Source organism: Pseudoalteromonas sp. T1lg21 (genome assembly GCF_002964625.1).
Classification (GTDB): Bacteria; Pseudomonadota; Gammaproteobacteria; order Enterobacterales; family Alteromonadaceae; genus Pseudoalteromonas; species Pseudoalteromonas gelatinilytica.
Genome location: NZ_PQBX01000039.1, coordinates 39075 through 57896, shown reverse-complemented (window position 1 = coordinate 57896; position 18822 = coordinate 39075). Strand labels below are relative to the sequence as shown.

Here is an 18822-nt window from a genome sequence, read left to right as displayed (position 1 = left end):
TATTTGTTTATGAGCTTATCTAAGTGCTTGCTAGTTCTTATTAATTAATATTTTTTCTGTATACTCCTCCTTTGCTATCAATCTCTCCTATACTCTAATGCAGAGTAGAAAAGAAGGCTTTCGATTCAATGGATTCTGGACATTCAGCGCATTTCTATCAACGTCATAAATTACCAATACTGGCATTATGTATTCTTTTAGTATTGGGCATTTTTGTTACTGTAAAATATGAATATGATCTACGAGAAGATGTGTTCACTCGCACCTTTGAACAGATGCAGCGAGAGCTCGACACTAAAGAAAGTGTATTAAAAACAAGTTTAAGAGAGAATATTTCAGCACTTAACTTTTTAGATTCAACGCCGCCAGTGCTTGCAATCATGCGTGCTACAAATGATCAAAATATCGATCCCGTTTTAGGCACGCCTATCTCAGCATGGAAAGACCGCCTAGCAAAAATCTTTACTGGTTTTATGTCAACAGATAAAGACCTCGCACAAGCTCGGTACATTTATATTGCTGATAATGGCAAAGAAGTTGTGCGGGTTGATAGTTTAAATGGTCAGGCTTATAGAGTGGCTGATGACAAGTTACAACACAAAGGCCAACGTGATTACATGCAAATTACGGCAAAGCTTGAAAATGGCCAAATTTACATTTCACCCATTAATTACAATCGTGAAAATGGCCGTTTACAACAGCCTTATATCAGCACATATCGGATAGCCAAATTAGTAAAAGATAATGAAGGTAAGCCGTTTGCAGTGTTGATCCTCAACTATTATGCAGCCGATTTGCTTAATAAGCTTACCAGTAACACCGCTGATAATCTGTCAGTGTATTTATTAAATGCGCAGCAACAATTTATCTATCATCCAAAGGAATCATACCGTTTTAGTTTTGAGCTGGATGATGCTCATTATTGGTCTGAAGAGTTTAGTATTGAACAACAAATGGCAGGCGTTGATTTTTTTGATGTAGTTAACTTGCCCGAAAAATTATATGTTCAGAAAATTATTGAGTTTAACAATGGCGTTCAAATGCAGCCACTGACACTGGCTGTTTCAATAAATACAGATACATTGCTCAATGAAATACATCAAAAGCGATTAAGGTTTATTGGCATATTATGCTTAATTATTTTTGCAGTCATGATGTTATTTATAGTGTATCAACGTGACATCAACAGAAAAATTGAGCTCAGTTTTTTAAAAGAAAAAAACAGCAAAATAATTGAAAGCTCAACAGATGCCATCATTATGGTTCAGCCAAATGGCGTTATTTGTAATGCCAATGAAACAGCAAAAACATTTTTTGGTATCAAAGAACAAACGACCCATTTTGATACTTTATTTAATTATAATGATGAAGATTTTCAAGGGATTGGACAAGCCATAAAAGAGGGACAGCGATGCTCGTTTGAAGCGGTCCACATTAGCGAAGATAACACACACTACTTTTCTATCACTATGGCACCAGTCTTTGATGCTGCAAAACAGCAGTACCAAATAGCTGCCATACTGCGCAATATCGATTCACTAAAGTGTGCTCAACATCAACTTGAAAAGCTTAATGTTACTTTAGAAGAAAAAGTAAAAAGTCGCACAGCAGAACTTGAAAAGGCGACCGAAGAAGCATTAGCGGCCAGTAAAGCGAAAAGTGAATTTGTCGCTAATATTTCCCATGAAATCCGCACTCCGATGAACGGTGTTCTCGGTATGCTGGAAATGCTTGAAGAAGAGCCATTATCTACTCAGCAAATACAATACTTACACTACGCGAATACCAGTGCAAACTCATTGATGACATTGATCAATGACATTCTAGATTTTTCAAAAATTGAAGCTGGTAAACTTGATTTAGATAGTCACGCGTTTGATGTTGTTTCAGTGTGCAGTGATTTAATAACGTCGATGGCTGTACAAGGACAGAAAAAAGGCCTTGAAATACTGTTTGATGCGCATGCTATTACTCAGCGAACCGTGATGGGTGATAGCCACCGCTTAAAACAAATTCTCAATAATTTATTGAGTAATGCATTTAAATTTACCCACAAGGGTCATGTTAGCTTAACGGTAAAAGAGCAGCTGCATTCAGATAATACGCTTTGCCTAAGCTTTGTTGTTGAAGATACAGGTATTGGTATTTCAAAAGAAAACCAAAGTAAATTGTTCGAAGTGTTTACACAAGAAGACTCAAGTACAACGCGCCATTATGGCGGTAGTGGCTTAGGACTTTCAATCAGTCGAAAACTCGCTCAGTTAATGGGGGGCGATATTATCGTAGAGAGTGAAAAAGGTCAGGGCAGCCGATTTTGGGCAAGTATTTGTGTATCAATAAGTGAATCGCCAAAAGGCCAACATCAGATCAATCTACTTAATGATAAACAAGTAGGCTGTGCGCTTCACTATGATTTACTAGCTAGCAATGTTGAGCTGCAACTAGAAACACTATGCCAGCATCAACGACCTACAATAACACGTTTATCCGATGTATCTGAAAACGCCTTTAAACAATTAGACTTACTGATTATCGATCACAAACACCCTGATTTTAATACTGTTTTAGGTTTAGCATCACACTATCCAGATAAACATGTATTAATTTTAGGTGTAATGGCATCGCTTAAGCAAAAGCAAACATTACCAGGTAACTGTACGGTTATAGCAAAACCAGTGACCCCGGATGAATTGGCTTATAAACTGGCTGTGTTGTTCAATGATAAAGACGCTGTAATTGAGCGTAAATCCCCTGATGACAAGGAACGTATTGAGCTTGATTTAACAGCTCGTTCAGTGCTTATTGTCGACGATAACATGATCAATATTGAAGTGAGCAAAGCGATTTTAAGAGATAGCCATGTGCATATTGAGTCTGCCAGTGATGGTCTAGAAGCAATTGAGGTGTTAAACAACAGTGATACTCAGTTTGATCTGATTTTAATGGATTGCCAAATGCCAAACTTAAACGGTTATGACTGTACTAAAGCAATCCGACAAGGTAAAACAGGCCCAAGGTATCAAGATGTGGTGATCATTGCGATGACAGCAAGCGCCATGGCTGGCGATAGAGAAAAATGCTTAAGTGTTGGCATGAATGACTATATTACCAAGCCCATTAAACAAGCCACATTGCGCAAAAAGCTCTCAATGTGGCTGAAAGCTTAAGCGGCATCTTGGTTTTTATTAAATGCAGGTTTAGGTGTCAGTGTACTAATGTCTGCAGAGTGAATCACTTTTTGTGTTTCACTCCAATGTAGTAGCTCAATACGGCCAGCACTGTTTTCAACTAACGCAGTACAGTTTTCAATCCAGTCACCATCATTGCAATATAAGATGCCATCAACCACTTTAACGGTTGGGTGATGAATATGCCCACAAATGATGCCATCGACGGCTTGTTTTTTTGCTTCGTGAATGGCCGCTTTTTCAAATGCATCAATCGCTTCGCGCGCTTTATGCACGCGCGCTTTGATCCAAGAGGCTAATGACCAATAATTACCACCAAATAAACGGCGAATGCGATTAGTCCAGCGATTTAAAAATAGTAAAAAGTCGTATCCTGCATCGCCTGCAATACTGATTAATTTGTTGTAACGCGTTGCTGAGTCAAAATCATCGCCATGTAGAAGTAAAAATCGTTTATTGGCTTTTGTGGTATGGATATATTGCTTATGTACTTCGATACCGAATAATGAATCATTAGCATAATGGCGAAAGGTTTCGTCATGGTTTCCCGGTATATAAATGACGCGCGTGCCATCTTTCGCTTTTTGTTGAATAAGCGCTAGCACATCGTAATGGCTTGGGTGCCAGAAAAATTGCCGTTTCATTGACCATAAATCAACAATATCACCGACCAAATACAGTACATCGCATTCAATAGCATTTAAAAAGTCTAGTAAGTACTGAGCTTGGCAGTCTTTGTAGCCTAAGTGAACGTCGGAAATCCAAACGGCAGGATAGTGGGTTTTACTACTGCAAGTGGTGTTATTCATGGCATTTACTCATGGTGTAATAAAGTAAATGCTAGGTAGGAACGATGACAGTTAAAAGACGCTTTAACGAAACATCTATGACAATTAATAAAACAAAAAAACCGCCGAAGCGGTTTTTTATATTTTGTAGAGCTGACTAAATTAGCCTTTAGTCAATGCTGCGATCTCTGCCACTGCAGTGTCTAAATCAAGCATTAACTTTTCACCAGTACGACGGTTTTTAAGTTCAACCTTGTTTTCGTCTAGGTTACGCTCACCAATAACGAGTGTGAAAGGTACACCTAGCAGTTCCATATCGTTAAACATTACACCAGGGCGCTCTTTACGGTCATCAAACAACACGTCTAAACCGGCTTCTTTCAAGCCTTTGTATAGGCTTTCAGCGATATCAGGAATACGATGAGACTTATGCATGTTCATTGGTACAATTGCTAAGTCAAATGGTGCGATTGGTTGTGGCCATTTAATACCGTATTGGTCGTTGTTTTGCTCAATTGCCGCCGCGACGATACGTGAAACACCAATACCATAACAACCCATTGTCATTATTTGGTTTTTACCAGACTCACTCAGTACGCCAGCTTTCATTGCTTCTGAGTATTTAGTCCCTAGTTGGAAAATATGACCCACTTCAATACCACGTTTGATTTGCAGTGTACCTTGACCACAAGGGCTTGGGTCGCCTTCAACGATGTTACGAATATCGGCTACTTGGTAGTTTTCTACATCGCGATCCCAGTTGATACCACTGAAGTGTTCGCCATCTTTGTTTGCACCCGCAACAAAGTCAGCTAAAACATTAGCAGAGCGGTCAACAATGATTGGCATTGTAAGGCCTACTGGACCTAATGAACCTGGTTTTGCACCAATAGCAGCAACGATATCTTCTTCTTTCGCCATTTCAAGCGGTGAGTCTACTAGTGGGTGTTTTTCAGCTTTTAGCTCGTTTAACTCATGGTCGCCACGTAATACAAGGGCAACTAAACCACGTTGTTCGTTTTCATCTGGTGCACCATACACGATTAATGTCTTAACACCGCGATGAGGTTTAACACCATAATGTTCTTTCAGCTCAGCTATGGTTTTTGCATCAGGCGTTGGGAACGATTTTAGCTCTTTGCTTGCTGCTGGGCGTTCTTCAGCCGGTGCTAATGCTTCTGCTTTTTCGATGTTTGCAGCGTAATCACTTGCATCACTGAATGCGATTGCATCTTCACCTGACTCTGCAAGTACATGGAACTCATGTGAAACGCTACCACCGATAGAACCGGTATCCGCGATAACAGGGCGGTAATCAAGACCAAGACGCTCGAAGATATTACAGTAAGCTTTGTGCATTACTTGGTAAGTTTTCTCTAAACACTCATCACTTAAGTGGAAAGAGTAAGCATCTTTCATGGTGAATTCACGGGCACGCATTACACCAAAGCGAGGGCGAACTTCGTCACGTACTTTAGTTTGTACTTGATATAAAGTAAGTGGTAATTGCTTATAAGAGCTCACTTCTTTACGCACAAAATCAGTGATCACTTCTTCGTGAGTTGGACCAAGGGCAAATGGGCGGTTGTGACGGTCATTGATACGCAGTAATTCAGGACCGAATTGCTCCCAACGACCAGACTCTTCCCACAGATCAGCTGGTTGGATAATTGGCATTAACATTTCGATAGCGCCTGCTTTATCCATCTCTTCACGTACAATGTTTTCTACTTTTTTTAGTACGCGTAAACCAGAGGGCAACCATGTATACAAACCCGACGCAACGCGGCGGATCATGCCTGCTCGTAGCATTAATTGATGAGAAACAATTTCTGCATCAGACGGAGTTTCTTTAAGTGTTGCGAGTATATATTGACTGGTACGCATCTCTATTCCAAGTAGTGTTAAAATTATTATCTTTTACTCAAGACGTTTGAGTAGTAACAAGGCGCTAAGTTTACCAGTGGACGCACTGACACTAAAGCGCTATGTGTTAAAAAAAGTGCAAAAAAGCTAGCATTTTTCAATGCTGGTCACTGTATTATGATTATCTTGAACATGCCACCTAATATTAAAATCATATAGGGTCATGCCGTAGCTTTGATCAGACTCGCGTTGTTTTTTATAAGCTGGGCGAGGATCTTGCTTTAATACATTGGTGATAAACGCTTTTAATTCAGGTTGTTCGGTCTGTTTTTCGATAAACGCAAGGGCTTCTTCGCTAAACTCGACACTCATATCGGTTTCTGGTCGGGTATCGGCAAAACCTGCACTGGCATCCGTCATGGCATCAGAATACGGTAAGTAAGGCTTAATATCTAAAATTGGTGTGCCATCAAGTAAATCGATACCGGATAACAACAAGCTTAACTGACCATTTTTATATTCGATGCCCTCTAATTTTACGGCACTCATGCCAATTGCATTGGGGCGAAAGGTTGCACGTGTCGCAAATACACCTTTACGTTCATTACCGCCTAGGCGAGGGGGTCTCACCATCGCTGAATACCCCTTATCAGCGGTTTCATGAAATCTGAATAGTAGCCAAATATGGCTGAATTCATCGAGGCCGCGTACAAACTCTTCACGATTAAAATCGCTACTAAATACCAGCTTTGCTTTCGCTTCAGGAACCAAACGAGGTTGGCGAGGTATGGCAAACTTTTGTTTGTATGGAGATTGAATGTGGCCGACGGCAGTTAATTGGTATTCGCTCATTGTGCATTGTCGTTATGGAAATCTGCCGACATTCTACATGCAAACGTAAAAAAAGGCAGTTGAGACTGCCTTTTTAACAATTAGACTGTTAAGTCTAAATTAAAACATGTATTGGAATGATACAGACGCTACATCCATATCTGGGTCAATGTCATCTTCTAATTCATAGCGTTCATACTCTAAACGAACTTGCATGTTTGTTGTGAAAGCATATTCAATACCTGCACCATAAAACACGTCGCCGCCATCTGTATCGGCACTAATGCTACCAAGCTCACCTAAATCTTGCTCGATTTCAGCATCCCATTCTAGCCAGCCACCTTTGGCATATACAGAAAAGCTATCTGTAATTGGTGCTGCCAAACGTGCTGCAAGTGAAACACCGTCAATTTCAGCCTTTGAATCGATATCACTTACTTCATCAAAATTTTGATACGCAAGTTCCAGGCTTAAGTACTTGTTAAACTGAGTACCGATATAGCCTTTAAGCATTTGCGAATCATCATCGAAGTCAGTGTCATTTTCGCTGTCTTCAAATTGGAAAGAATATTGGCCGTAGCCGATACCGGTATAAATACGCGGAGAATCCATTTCGGTAATATCTGCATGTGCAGCATTGTTAAAACCTAGTAGTGCTAAAGAAAGTGCAGAAAGTGAAATTGCTTTAATCATTTAATAGCTCCTTTATAAAATAAATAAACGAATGTTTCGCGTCATTCACAAGGAGTATTGCAATGGCAATGCCAATACAAAATTAAAGCCTAAAGTATTGTTTTTAGGCTTTAATCAGCGGGTTTTTGCGCAGTTTGTTGAAACTGTAATCAGCCATTCAGTTTGGCAGTCGTAACAATTTCAGGGTGCTCTGTAGAAGTTACTAGGTACAGTTTATATTTTTTGTTGCTTTAAGTTTTAGGCTTTTTGTAAAAGAGTTTCTGTTTCTATCGCGATCTCTTTCATTTTTATCGCATAGTTTTCAATTTTCTTTTCTTCGTCTGTCACGGCAGTATATGAAGGTACTTCGATGGGGTAACCTGCTTCATCCATCGCTATAAAACTAATAACACAATGATTGGTTTCAACTAGATTTTGTGTTTTAGGGTCTCCGCAGCGTACTTGAATAAAGATTTGCATGCTGGTTTTACCCGTGTGGGCGATACTGGCTTTCACTTCGACTATTTGGCCAACCAGAATAGGGCGCTGAAACTTTACACCCGCAACAGACACAGTAACGCAGTAATGACCGCTCCAACCTGCAGCACAGGCGTAACCAGCTTGGTCAATCCATTTCATTACTACACCACCATGAACCTTACCGCCAAAATTGACATCGGTAGGCTCAGCTAAAAAACGAAAGGTTACACTTGAAGACGGCATACTTTACTCACTTATTAATTCACGACAGTTTCAGCATAGCCTAAAAAAGGGGCCGAAGCCCCTGCAATTTAGGATAAATTTTAATTAAATGAGTAACGTGCGTTACATATTAGGGTAGTTTGGCCCGCCAGCGCCTTCAGGTGTTACCCAAGTAATGTTTTGACTTGGGTCTTTTATGTCGCAGGTTTTACAGTGCACACAGTTCTGTGAGTTGATCACAAATTCTTTCTGACCTTCGACATCTTGTACTTCGTATACACCTGCAGGGCAGTAGCGTTGTGCTGGTTCATCGAATTGCGGTAAATTTACGGCAATAGGGATCGAGTTATCTTTTAGCTTTAAATGACATGGCTGCGATTCTTCATGATTGGTATTAGATAAAAACACCGATGAAAGTTTATCGAAGCTTAGTTTGCCGTCTGCTTTCGGGTAATCGATTTTTTTGGCCTGATCAGCTGCAACTAAAGTGGCATGGTCTGGCATGTTATCTTCAAAGTTAAACGGTAAGCTGCCACCAAATAGGTTTTGATCGATTGTGTTATAAGCACCACCTAAGAACTTACCAAGTTTATGCATTACAGGGCCAAAGTTGCGTGATTGATAGAGCTCTTTGTACGCCCAGCTTTGTTCAAAGGCTGATTTATATTCTACTAAATCGGCATTTTCTTTACCGTCGCTAAGGGCTGCAACGATTACATCAGCGGCAACCATGCCCGATTTCATGGCTGTGTGGTTACCTTTGATCTTGGCAAAGTTCAATGTGCCCGCATCACAACCTACAAGTAAACCACCCGGGAAGTGCATTTTCGGTAAAGAGCGCAGGCCACCTTTGGCAATAGCTCTTGCTCCATAGGCTATGCGTTCACCGCCTTCTAAAACATCTTTAAAAACAGGGTGATGTTTCATGCGCTGGAATTCATCAAACGGGCTTAAATGGGGGTTTGAATAGTTAAGATCGACAATTAAGCCAACCACAACCTGATTGTTGTCGCTGTGATACATAAATGCACCACCACTGGTATCACCAGTTAACGGCCAGCCTGTACCATGTACTACAGTGCCTTCTTTGTGTTTACTCGGGTCGATTTGCCAAATTTCTTTGAACCCTAAACCGTAATGCTGTGGAGACGCATCTTTATCAAGGGCAAAGTGTTTGATTAGTTCTTTACCTAAATGACCGCGGCAACCTTCGGCAAATACTGTGTATTTAGCTCTAAGCTCCATCCCCGGCATATAACCATCTTTTTCGTTGCCGTCTTTATCAAGACCCATATCGCCAGTGATAATGCCTTTCACTGTGTCGTCTTCAATAATTAAAGAATGCGCAGTAAAGCCTGGGAAGATTTCAACCCCTAAGTTTTCCGCTTGCTCAGCTAAAAAGCGGCACACATTACCCATAGAAACAATGTAATTGCCTTCGTTATGGAATGTTTTAGGGCTAGCAAATTGGGGGATGCTGGTGGCTTTTTCACTGTTATTGAACCAGTAAATATCATCTTGCGTTACTTTAGTAGTAACCGGAGCACCTAATGATTGCCAATCGGGTAATAACTCATCCAGCGCTTTGGTTTCAAAAACTGCGCCCGATAAAATGTGTGCGCCCACCTCAGAGCCTTTTTCTACCACACAGATCATTAATTCTTGTTGTTTTTCTTGTGCTTGTTGAGCCAATCTAATCGCAGTTGATAAACCTGCTGGGCCTGCGCCTACGATGACTACATCAAATTCCATGGTTTCGCGTTCGACCATATAAACCTCTTCTCGGTGACGGACCTGCTGTAAAGAACCTTATTTCATACTTGCAAATGAAACGTTACAGGCTGTGAATACTTTAAGGTTATTTTAGGTTGACGTTTACGTCAACAGGAAGTAGTCTGAATTCATAAAATAAATAAGTTGACGCGAAGGTCAACTTTGAGAACACACAATTGATGGAGTCACGATGAAAGTCCTCGTTCCAATTAAAAGAGTAATTGACTACAACGTCAAAGCACGCGTTAAAGCCGATAAAACGGATGTTGATCTAGCTAATGTAAAAATGGCGATCAACCCGTTTTGTGAAATTGCAATTGAAGAAGCTATTCGTTTAAAAGAAGCAGGGACGGCCACTGAGGTTGTTGCTGTAACTATTGGTAATAAATCATCTCAAGAGCAATTACGTACGGCCTTAGCATTCGGTGCCGATAAAGCTATTCATATTGAAACAGAAGAAAAGCTCGAGTCTTTACATGTTGCTAAATTACTGAGCAAGATTGTAGAGCAAGAATCACCGGAGCTAGTTATTTTAGGTAAGCAATCGATTGACTCTGACAACAATCAAACCGGTCAAATGCTTGCTGCTTTAACAGGTCGTGGCCAAGGGACCTTTGCATCTAAAGTTGATGTACAAGCGGGTACAGTTAATGTAACGCGTGAAGTGGACGGTGGTTTACAAACAGTCGCTCTTAAACTACCTGCTATCGTAACGACAGATTTACGTTTAAATGAACCACGTTACGCTTCATTGCCAAATATTATGAAGGCAAAACGTAAACCACTTGATGTAATTGCTGCTGATAGCTTAGGTGTAGACCTTACGCCTCGTGTGCAGCTGGTTGAAGTAAACGAGCCAGAAAAACGCAGTGGTGGCATTATCGTTGAAGATGTTGCGACATTGGTAGAAAAGTTAAAAACAGAAGCGAAGGTGATCTAAATGAAAACATTAGTGATAGCCGAACACGACAAAGGTGTTCTAAAGCCTGAAACCAATAAAACGATTACTGCTGCTGTTAAACTAGGCTTTGATGTAGATTTACTCATTGCAGGCGAAAACTTATCTGCAATGAGTGAGCAAGCAGCATCTATTGCAGGTGTTAGCAGCGTCCTGATTGCTGATGATGCCGCTTACGCACATCAGCTTGCTGAAAACCTAGCGGATCTGGTTTTATCTTTAGCAGATAACTATTCACACATTGTCGCGAGCGCTACAACAACGGGTAAAAACTTTATGCCACGTGTTGCAGCACTTTTAGATGTTGCGCAAATCTCTGAAATTATCGATGTGATTGATGCTGATACATTTAAACGTCCTATTTATGCAGGTAATGCGATTGCCACAGTTAAATCTCTGGATAGCAAAAAAGTAATCACCGTTCGTGCTAGTAGCTTTGATATTGCATCAGAGCAAGCACCGGTAGCTGTAACAAGCGTTACAGGTAAAGGCTCTGTTGGTTTGAGTGAGTTTGTATCAGAAGAACAAACTGAATCAGAACGACCAGAGTTGACTGCTGCACCTGTGGTTATTTCTGGTGGTCGTGGTATGCAAAATGGTGAAAACTTTGCGTTATTGAATGGTATTGCTGACAAACTAGGCGCAGCAATTGGTGCTTCACGCGCTGCTGTTGATGCGGGTTTTGTGCCAAACGATATGCAGGTTGGTCAAACCGGTAAAATTGTTGCCCCAGACTTATATATTGCTGTAGGTATCAGTGGTGCGATTCAACACTTAGCGGGTATGAAAGACTCTAAAGTGATTGTTGCCATCAACAAAGACCCTGATGCGCCAATTTTCCAAGTCGCTGACTATGGTTTAGTTGCTGATTTATTTGATGTGTTACCTGAGCTTGAAAGCGCTCTGTAATTCATAACGATTCTGGTTGTTAAAAGCTGTTCACCTTTTAGGTGCGCAGCTTTTTTTATGGTAATTTATAAACACGAGCTGGAAAGGACGTTATACATAAACCGTTTTTCAATAAACCGATAGTTTAGAAGTTTTCATGCTTGCTTCATCTAATCTTTCGGATATTGGCTAAAGGGATTTTACATTCTAAAATTAAACTATAACTTCATAATCCAGAATCACATTTCAATGTTATTTTAAGGCAAGAACCATGTTCAAAAACCTTTTACTTTTATGTTTTTTATTCTGTCCTTTAATAGTCTTTGCTGGCAGCAGTTTTAGGTTATCTGATGGAGATCTTGTACTTAAAGATATGAGCAAAATTGAAGTTTTAGATAAATTAGGCACTCCCTTACTTAAAGACGTGCATAGTTTAGGTATTGATACAGGCGGTAATATAAAGCCCGGTCAAAAGGTAGAAACTTGGTCTTATAAGCTTAAAGGCTCAATTGGCGGTGAGTATTTAGTATCTATCACCTTTGAAGGAGATAGAGTTGTCGATATTACATCTGTACAAAAGAAAAACTAAAAAGCCGCTCTCGAGCGGCTTTTTATTTGCTAGGCGATACTGATTAGTATGTCGCGCTGCCTTTGGTACGAGGGAAGGCGATAACGTCACGAACGTTGCCCATACCTGTTACATAAGCAACTAAACGCTCAAAACCTAGGCCAAAACCAGAGTGAGGTACAGTACCGTATTTACGTAGGTCACGGTACCAGCTGTAGTCTTCTTTGTTTAAGCCCATTTCTTCTAAGCGCTTATCTAATACATCTAGTCGTTCTTCACGTTGAGAACCACCGATGATTTCACCAATACCTGGTGCAACTACGTCCATCGCTGCCACTGTTTTACCGTCTTCGTTTTGACGCATGTAGAACGCTTTGATATCACGTGGGTAGTTTTTGATAACTACTGGCGCGTTAAAGTGTTCTTCAGCAAGGTAACGTTCGTGCTCAGATTGTAAATCCACACCCCATTCAACAGGGAACTCAAACTTTTTACCACATGCTTTTAAAATTTCGATAGCATCAGTGTAATCAACTTGTGCGAAATCTTTAGTCACGAATTCTTCTAAACGAGAGATAGCTGTTTTCTCAACACGTTGTGCAAAGAATTCCATATCATCGCGACGCTCAGTTAATACTGCATTGAAAACATATTTCAGCATGTTTTCAGCAAGTTTTGCGATATCTTCTAAATCTGCGAATGCAACTTCAGGTTCAACCATCCAAAACTCAGCTAAGTGACGAGATGTGTTTGAGTTCTCAGCACGGAACGTCGGGCCAAAGGTGTAGATTTTTGACATTGCAGATGCGTATGTCTCACCGTTTAACTGACCAGATACTGTTAAGAATGCTTCTTTACCGAAGAAATCTTCACTGTAATCTATGTCGCCTTTATCTGTGCGTGGTAAGTTTTCCATATCTAATGTAGATACACGGAACATTTCACCAGCGCCTTCACAGTCACTTGCTGTGATGATAGGTGTGCTGATCCAATAGAAACCTTGCTCGTGGTAAAAACGGTGAATAGCTTGTGCTAAACAGTTACGTACACGTGTTACTGCGCCCATGATGTTAGTACGAGGACGAAGGTGAGCGTGTTCGCGTAAATATTCAATGCTGTGACGTTTCGCAGCCATAGGGTAAGTATCTGGATTCTCAACCCAACCTAACACTTCTACAGAGTTAGCTTGAATTTCGAAAGATTGACCTTGACCCGCAGAAGGCACAAGAACACCCGTTACAGATACAGAACAACCTGCTGTTAAACGTGTTACTTCATCATAATTATTGAGTGAATTAGGTACTACCGCTTGAATAGGATCAAAACACGAACCGTCATGAACGGCTAAAAATGAAATTCCTGCTTTTGAATCGCGGCGTGTACGGATCCAGCCTTTTACTGTTACTTGGCTGTCTACCGCAACCTTGCCTTCTAATAGCTCTGAAATCGCTAAATGGCTCATCTTCACTCCAATGATATAAGTTGCCTAATATTATAATGCTGTGCATTGCACTTGAAACGACTATCTTACCCTCGTAAATCAAATAAAAAAACTATTCAGGCATACTCTTTAGTAGTTTTTCTTCAATTGAGTAAAATAGCAGCAATATTTTGCGTAAAATTTGCGTTTATTTAAATTCTCGCTGCGCTAATCGGTTATTTTGTGGCATTATTAACAATTCTCAATAGGATAATGGTCCTTTAATCTTTAATTAATTTGTATATCAGGTGCTATGAAACAAGTTTTTATTCTTCGCGGCTTACCCGGCTCGGGTAAATCATATTATGCGCAAAGCCTAGCTGATGAGCTGGTGGCTGGTAATGAAAGTGATTATGTAGTGTGCGCAACAGATGATTATTTTTACAATAGCGAAGGTGAGTATCAATTTGATAAGTACAAGCTGCCTGAATATCACAACTTAAACTTAGCGCGTTTTATTAATGCGCTAGCTGAAGAAATCCCGTTAGTGATTGTCGATAACACCAATATAAAAAAATGGGAATTCATTGCCTATGCACAAGCCGCCACTGCACTGGGTTATCAAGTAAAAGAAGTGATTGTTGGTGAGATTAAAGATAAATCATTGCAGCATCTTTATGCTAAACGATGTGAACACAATGTTCCTTTACGAACCATAAGCAAAATGGCTTATATGTTTGAATGGTAAAGTTTAAAGGAAAAGGAAGCATTCGCTTCCTTTTTTAATGTCTGGTTTAGCAATACGCATGCTGTTCTATGGCTGCATAAATAGCGTTACACAACTTAGTTAAGCTCTGTTCATCACTTATGTAGGGTGGCATTAAGTAAATTAATTTACCAAACGGGCGGATCCACACACCTTGCTCGATAAAAAAGCGTTGAATTATTGCTACATCAACAGCTTGATTAAGCTCTACAACACCAATTGCCCCCAATGTTCGCACATCAACGACCGCATCGAGCTGCTTACACTTTGCAAGTTGCGCTGTCAGTACATCATTTATGTGTTCAATTTGCTCTTGCCAAGGTTGCTCGAGCAGCAAATCAATACTCGCACAGGCTGTAGCACAGGCAAGCGGGTTACCCATAAAAGTTGGGCCATGCATTAATACGCCGGCTTCACCTTCACTAATGCCAACAGCGACTTTGCTGGTGGTTAATGTTGCTGATAGGGTCATCATGCCACCCGTTAATGCTTTGCCAATACATAAAATATCAGGTTCTATGGAGGCGTGCTCAACAGCGAACAAGGTGCCAGTGCGGCCAAAGCCTGTGGCAATTTCATCACAAATAAGTAAAACATCATACTTATCACAAAGAATGCGCAGGTGTTTTAAGTAATCGGGATGGTAAAAATTCATGCCCCCAGCATTTTGCACAATGGGTTCGATGATAAATGCCGCAACATCTTGATGGTGAGCGGCAAAGTAGCTTTCAAGTGTATCAGCTTCAGCAGGGCTAAACTCGCCATTAAATTTGGCACTCGGCGCAGGCACAAAAACATGTTCAGGTAAAAACCCTGAATACATGCTGTGCATTGAATTAACTGGGTCGCAAACGCTCATGGCGGCAAATGTATCGCCATGGTAGCCCTTAAGCGGTGTCATTAGTTTTTGTTTGCCGGTATAACCTTGGCTTAACCAGTACTGCAAGGCCATTTTAATGGCAACTTCAACACTCACAGAGCCACTGTCGGCTAAGAACACCTTATCGAGAGACTTAGGTGTGATACTGACTAGCTTTTTACACAGCTCAACAGCGGGCTCATGAGTTAGGCCACCAAACATGACATGGCTCATTTTGCTAACTTGCTTGGTGATCGCTTCATTTAAAACAGGATGGCAGTAACCATGGATGGCACTCCACCAAGAGGCCATACCATCTATTAGGCTTTCGCCTGTTTCTAAGAAAATACGATTTGCATTGGCATGACTGACTGGGTACACGGGAAGGGGCTGAGTCATAGAAGTATAAGGGTGCCAAATATGCTCACGATCAAAATCTAAATCTATTGGTTGTTTATTAATCATATGTAAACTTTATATCGCTTCGATTCGTTGACAATGTTACGTCAAGTCGTAGACTAAGCCAATCTAACCGTCCCAATAATTTAAAAAAAGAGACTATTATGGAGCACGCAGTTGTCCGTCACGATTGGACTCACCAAGAAGTAAAAGCATTATTTGAAATGCCGTTCAATGATTTGTTATTTAAAGCGGCCAGCGTACATCGTGAAAACTTCAATCCAAATGAAGTACAAATTTCTACTTTATTATCGATTAAAACTGGTGCTTGCCCAGAAGATTGCAAATATTGCCCTCAGTCAGGTCATTATAAAACTGATCTAGAGCGTGAACGCTTAATGGAAGTAGAAAAAGTGGTCGAGCAAGCGCGTGTTGCCAAAGAAAAAGGCGCAACTCGTTTTTGTATGGGCGCTGCGTGGTCTGATCCGAAAGAACGTGACATGCCATACATCGAAAAAATGGTAAAAGAAGTGAAAGAGCTTGGGCTTGAGACCTGTATGACCCTTGGCATGTTAGATAATGACAAAGCTCATGCATTAAAAAACGCGGGTCTTGACTACTACAACCATAACCTAGATACATCACCTGAGTATTACCAACAGATCATTACAACACGTACTTACCAAGACCGTTTAAATACCATTGATAACGTGCGCGATGCCGGCATGAAAGTGTGCTCTGGCGGTATTGTGGGTATGGGCGAGCAGGCTGCTGACCGTTTTGGTTTATTAATGCAATTAGCAAATTTACCGCAACAGCCAGAAAGTGTACCAATTAATATGTTGGTTAAAGTGAAAGGGACGCCACTTGAAGATGTCGAAGACTTAGATCATTTTGAGTTTATTCGTACTATCGCAGTTGCACGTATTATGATGCCGAAAAGCTATGTTCGTTTATCAGCGGGTCGTACGGCGATGAACGAACAGATGCAATCTATGTGTTTCTTTGCTGGTGCTAATTCAATTTTCTACGGTGACAAACTACTGACTACAGAAAACCCTGAAGCAGACGCAGATATGATGCTGATTAAAAAATTAGGCATGAATCCAGAAACACGTGAAGATTACTCTGATGAAGCAGTAGAAGCATCGCTTTCATCAAAGGTTGCCGATAAAGCAACATCTGAATTATTTTACGAAGCGTAGCGATTAAATGCCATTTGATTTTATTGCCGAGCATCTTGTTGAGCGACAAGCTGATGCTTTACTGAGAAAGCGCCAACTTGTTGAGCAATCAAGTGGGCGCTTTATACAGGTTGCAGGCAAACAGTATTTAAATTTTGCCAGTAATGACTACCTTGGCTTTGCGGATGATTTTATTGAAATACAAACGCAGCAACTAGGTAGCCACAGTTCAGCGCTAGTAAATGGTTATAATCAAGCTCAGCAACAGCTTGAAAATCGTTTATGCGAGTTATTAGACTATGAAAGCGCCATGTTATTTAATAGCGGATTTAGTGCTAATAGCAGTGTGTTAAAAGCATTATTTCAAGATAAAACCGTGGCGCAATCATCGGCAATATTTCAAGATAAGCTCAATCATGCCAGCTTAATTGATGGCGGACTTCATTCTGCCGCTGCCATGGTGCGCTTTAATCATAACGACCTTAAGCATTTAGAATCTCGGTTACAAAAGTCAAAAGCCAAGCATAAGCTCATAGTAAGTGAAGGGGTGTTTTCGATGGATGGCGATCAAGCCCCCATTGAAGCACTCTGTAAATTCGCTAAACAATACAACGCGTGGCTGATGATTGACGATGCTCATGGCTTTGGCGTATTGGGCGAGCAAGGTTTAGGCAGTTGTGAGTCAATCAAGCCTGATTTACTGATCATCACCTTTGGCAAAGCACTAGCTAGTAGTGGTGCTTGCCTGCTTGCATCAAAACAAATGATTGATTACATGCTGCAGTTTAATCGCGAATACATTTATTCAACGGCGATGTCACCACTGATGGCAAGTTGTACTCTAGAGCGACTCGAAAGGTTATTAAATGCGGATAAGAGACGCGCTCAGCTTTCAGAGAATATTGCCTACTTTAGAGCGCTTGCCAAAGAGCATAACTTAGCATTAATGGAATCAACAACGGCTATTCAGCCTTTGGTATTGGGCGATGCAGAACACACGCTTGCCGTTGCTAATAAGCTGAAAGAGAAAGGCGTGTGGTTAACCGCTATTAGACCACCCACGGTCCCATTTAATACGGCTCGACTTAGGGTAACCCTAAGTAGCGCGCATCAAGCTGACGATATAAAAAAACTGGTTGATTCGCTAGTGGAGTGTTTATGAGTGTTCAACTGCAAGCGCCTTTAAGCTTTCTACACAGTAATAAGCTAACAACACAAACTAAGTTCTCTAAAGCGGCTGCAAATTACGCGAGCCATGCTAATGTTCAAAAACAAGCGGCTGCGCACTTATTTAAAATGATGGCAAGTAAACATCAGCAGGGTACTTGCCTTGATTTAGGGGCTGGGCCTTTAGTTAACACAGCAATGCTTAAAACACATTTTGATACTGTATTGGCAATGGATTTAAGTCATTCCATGCTAAGCACAGAGCAAAACCCGCGTTGTTTAAAAGTGTGTGCTGATATGGATAACCTACCATTACTGCAAAACTCCCTTGATTGTGTGTTTAGTAATTTTGCAATGCAATGGTCTGCTGACTTAGAGGCACTATTTAAAAATCTTTTTTCTGCATTAAAAGCGGGCGGTAAGGTTTATTTAAGCTGCGTGGTAGATGGATCGCTCAAAGAGATCAAACAGGCTTTTGCTTGTTTAGACGAGCAAAACCATATTAATCAGTTTCATAGTGCTAGTCACATTATTGAGTATGCAAAATTGGTGGGGTTTAAACTGAATTTTGCAGCCGATAGATGTTATATAGATGCCTATAACTCTCCCTTAGAAGCACTGCGCTCGATAAAAGCGATTGGTGCTACTTCATTGCAAACTAAGCAAAAGCGCCAAGGATTATTAACAAGGCAGGCACTTAATAGTGTTTGTAAGGCATACCCTCTGGTTGATGGGCATGCTAGAGTGAGCTATCAAGTTGTCCTTTTAGAACTAGAAAAATAGAATTAACTCA

The 18822-nt window shown here is 40.7% G+C and carries 16 protein-coding genes; 8 read left to right on the top strand and 8 right to left on the bottom strand.

Features of this window, described 5'->3' with window-relative positions; translation table 11 throughout:
• Positions 1-128: 128 nt before the first annotated feature.
• A complete protein-coding gene (locus C2M25_RS08150; protein ID WP_105180857.1) occupies positions 129-3167 on the top strand; it encodes an ATP-binding protein in 3039 nt (1012 codons plus the stop codon).
• Here C2M25_RS08150 and C2M25_RS08145 read toward each other — a convergent pair.
• The 6 genes from C2M25_RS08145 to C2M25_RS08120 all read right to left on the bottom strand — a co-directional run bounded on the left by C2M25_RS08145 (position 3164) and on the right by C2M25_RS08120 (position 9817).
• Positions 3164-3997 (bottom strand): UDP-2,3-diacylglucosamine diphosphatase, encoded by an 834-nt coding sequence (locus C2M25_RS08145; RefSeq protein ID WP_105174164.1) that lies wholly within the window; start codon positions 3995-3997, stop codon positions 3164-3166. The genes C2M25_RS08150 and C2M25_RS08145 overlap by 4 nt on opposite strands.
• 141 nt (positions 3998-4138) lie before the next feature.
• A complete protein-coding gene (locus tag C2M25_RS08140; protein WP_105180856.1) occupies positions 4139-5863 on the bottom strand; it encodes a proline--tRNA ligase in 1725 nt (574 codons plus the stop codon).
• Between the two features lie 126 nt (positions 5864-5989).
• Entirely contained in the window at positions 5990-6694 is a 705-nt protein-coding gene (gene tsaA, locus C2M25_RS08135; protein ID WP_063705091.1) for a tRNA (N6-threonylcarbamoyladenosine(37)-N6)-methyltransferase TrmO, read from the bottom strand.
• Positions 6695-6793: 99 nt separating this feature from the next.
• Positions 6794-7366 carry an outer membrane beta-barrel protein gene (locus tag C2M25_RS08130; protein WP_063705094.1) on the bottom strand — a complete coding sequence of 191 codons (573 nt, stop codon included), beginning with the start codon at positions 7364-7366 and terminating at the stop codon, positions 6794-6796.
• Positions 7367-7603: 237 nt separating this feature from the next.
• A complete protein-coding gene (locus tag C2M25_RS08125; RefSeq protein WP_054561436.1) occupies positions 7604-8068 on the bottom strand; it encodes an acyl-CoA thioesterase in 465 nt (154 codons plus the stop codon).
• Between the two features lie 102 nt (positions 8069-8170).
• Complete coding sequence (locus C2M25_RS08120) at positions 8171-9817, bottom strand: electron transfer flavoprotein-ubiquinone oxidoreductase (protein ID WP_105180855.1); 1647 nt, start codon at positions 9815-9817, stop codon at positions 8171-8173.
• Between the two features lie 193 nt (positions 9818-10010).
• On the opposite strand from C2M25_RS08120, the gene C2M25_RS08115 reads away from it, so the two are divergent.
• The 3 genes from C2M25_RS08115 (at position 10011) to C2M25_RS08105 (ending at position 12255) form a co-directional block, all read left to right on the top strand.
• A complete protein-coding gene (locus C2M25_RS08115) occupies positions 10011-10760 on the top strand; it encodes an electron transfer flavoprotein subunit beta/FixA family protein (protein ID WP_105180854.1) in 750 nt (249 codons plus the stop codon).
• Entirely contained in the window at positions 10761-11687 is a 927-nt protein-coding gene (locus tag C2M25_RS08110; RefSeq protein WP_105180853.1) for an electron transfer flavoprotein subunit alpha/FixB family protein, read from the top strand.
• Between the two features lie 250 nt (positions 11688-11937).
• Positions 11938-12255, top strand: a complete 318-nt coding sequence (locus C2M25_RS08105) for a DUF2845 domain-containing protein (RefSeq protein WP_105180852.1) — start codon at positions 11938-11940, stop codon at positions 12253-12255.
• A gap of 43 nt (positions 12256-12298) precedes the next feature.
• Here C2M25_RS08105 and asnS read toward each other — a convergent pair whose 3' ends face one another.
• On the bottom strand, positions 12299-13696 hold the full coding sequence (gene asnS / locus C2M25_RS08100) for an asparagine--tRNA ligase (protein WP_063705104.1): 1398 nt from the start codon (positions 13694-13696) through the stop codon (positions 12299-12301).
• 271 nt (positions 13697-13967) lie between these two features.
• Between asnS and C2M25_RS08095 the strand changes: the two genes are divergently transcribed.
• A complete protein-coding gene (locus C2M25_RS08095; RefSeq protein WP_105180851.1) occupies positions 13968-14402 on the top strand; it encodes an ATP-binding protein in 435 nt (144 codons plus the stop codon).
• A gap of 46 nt (positions 14403-14448) precedes the next feature.
• Here the strand turns inward: C2M25_RS08095 and bioA are convergent, their stop codons facing one another.
• A complete protein-coding gene (gene bioA, locus C2M25_RS08090) occupies positions 14449-15744 on the bottom strand; it encodes an adenosylmethionine--8-amino-7-oxononanoate transaminase (RefSeq protein WP_105180850.1) in 1296 nt (431 codons plus the stop codon).
• A 98-nt stretch (positions 15745-15842) separates the two neighbouring features.
• Between bioA and bioB the strand changes: the two genes are divergently transcribed.
• The 3 genes from bioB to C2M25_RS08075 are packed head-to-tail and all read left to right on the top strand — an operon-like array spanning position 15843 to position 18812.
• A complete protein-coding gene (gene bioB / locus C2M25_RS08085; protein ID WP_105180849.1) occupies positions 15843-16883 on the top strand; it encodes a biotin synthase BioB in 1041 nt (346 codons plus the stop codon).
• A gap of 7 nt (positions 16884-16890) precedes the next feature.
• Positions 16891-18024 (top strand): aminotransferase class I/II-fold pyridoxal phosphate-dependent enzyme, encoded by a 1134-nt coding sequence (locus tag C2M25_RS08080; protein WP_105180848.1) that lies wholly within the window; start codon positions 16891-16893, stop codon positions 18022-18024.
• Positions 18021-18812, top strand: a complete 792-nt coding sequence (locus C2M25_RS08075; protein WP_105180847.1) for a methyltransferase domain-containing protein — start codon at positions 18021-18023, stop codon at positions 18810-18812. Before C2M25_RS08080 ends, C2M25_RS08075 begins: the two co-directional genes overlap by 4 nt.
• Positions 18813-18822: the final 10 nt, after the last annotated feature.

Bases quoted from the DNA above. Each gene is read 5' to 3' on its own strand.
- C2M25_RS08110 (WP_105180853.1), top strand. From the start codon at position 10,761: ATGAAAACATTAGTGATAGCCGAACACGACAAAGGTGTTCTAAAGCCT.
- C2M25_RS08105 (WP_105180852.1), top strand. From the start codon at position 11,938: ATGTTCAAAAACCTTTTACTTTTATGTTTTTTATTCTGTCCTTTAATA.
- asnS (WP_063705104.1), bottom strand. From the start codon at position 13,696: ATGAGCCATTTAGCGATTTCAGAGCTATTAGAAGGCAAGGTTGCGGTA.
- bioB (WP_105180849.1), top strand. From the start codon at position 15,843: ATGGAGCACGCAGTTGTCCGTCACGATTGGACTCACCAAGAAGTAAAA.
- C2M25_RS08115 (WP_105180854.1), top strand. From the start codon at position 10,011: ATGAAAGTCCTCGTTCCAATTAAAAGAGTAATTGACTACAACGTCAAA.
- C2M25_RS08095 (WP_105180851.1), top strand. From the start codon at position 13,968: ATGAAACAAGTTTTTATTCTTCGCGGCTTACCCGGCTCGGGTAAATCA.
- C2M25_RS08075 (WP_105180847.1), top strand. From the start codon at position 18,021: ATGAGTGTTCAACTGCAAGCGCCTTTAAGCTTTCTACACAGTAATAAG.
- C2M25_RS08120 (WP_105180855.1), bottom strand. From the start codon at position 9,817: ATGGTCGAACGCGAAACCATGGAATTTGATGTAGTCATCGTAGGCGCA.
- C2M25_RS08080 (WP_105180848.1), top strand. From the start codon at position 16,891: ATGCCATTTGATTTTATTGCCGAGCATCTTGTTGAGCGACAAGCTGAT.
- C2M25_RS08125 (WP_054561436.1), bottom strand. From the start codon at position 8,068: ATGCCGTCTTCAAGTGTAACCTTTCGTTTTTTAGCTGAGCCTACCGAT.
- tsaA (WP_063705091.1), bottom strand. From the start codon at position 6,694: ATGAGCGAATACCAATTAACTGCCGTCGGCCACATTCAATCTCCATAC.
- C2M25_RS08150 (WP_105180857.1), top strand. From the start codon at position 129: ATGGATTCTGGACATTCAGCGCATTTCTATCAACGTCATAAATTACCA.
- C2M25_RS08140 (WP_105180856.1), bottom strand. From the start codon at position 5,863: ATGCGTACCAGTCAATATATACTCGCAACACTTAAAGAAACTCCGTCT.
- C2M25_RS08145 (WP_105174164.1), bottom strand. From the start codon at position 3,997: ATGAATAACACCACTTGCAGTAGTAAAACCCACTATCCTGCCGTTTGG.
- bioA (WP_105180850.1), bottom strand. From the start codon at position 15,744: ATGATTAATAAACAACCAATAGATTTAGATTTTGATCGTGAGCATATT.
- C2M25_RS08130 (WP_063705094.1), bottom strand. From the start codon at position 7,366: ATGATTAAAGCAATTTCACTTTCTGCACTTTCTTTAGCACTACTAGGT.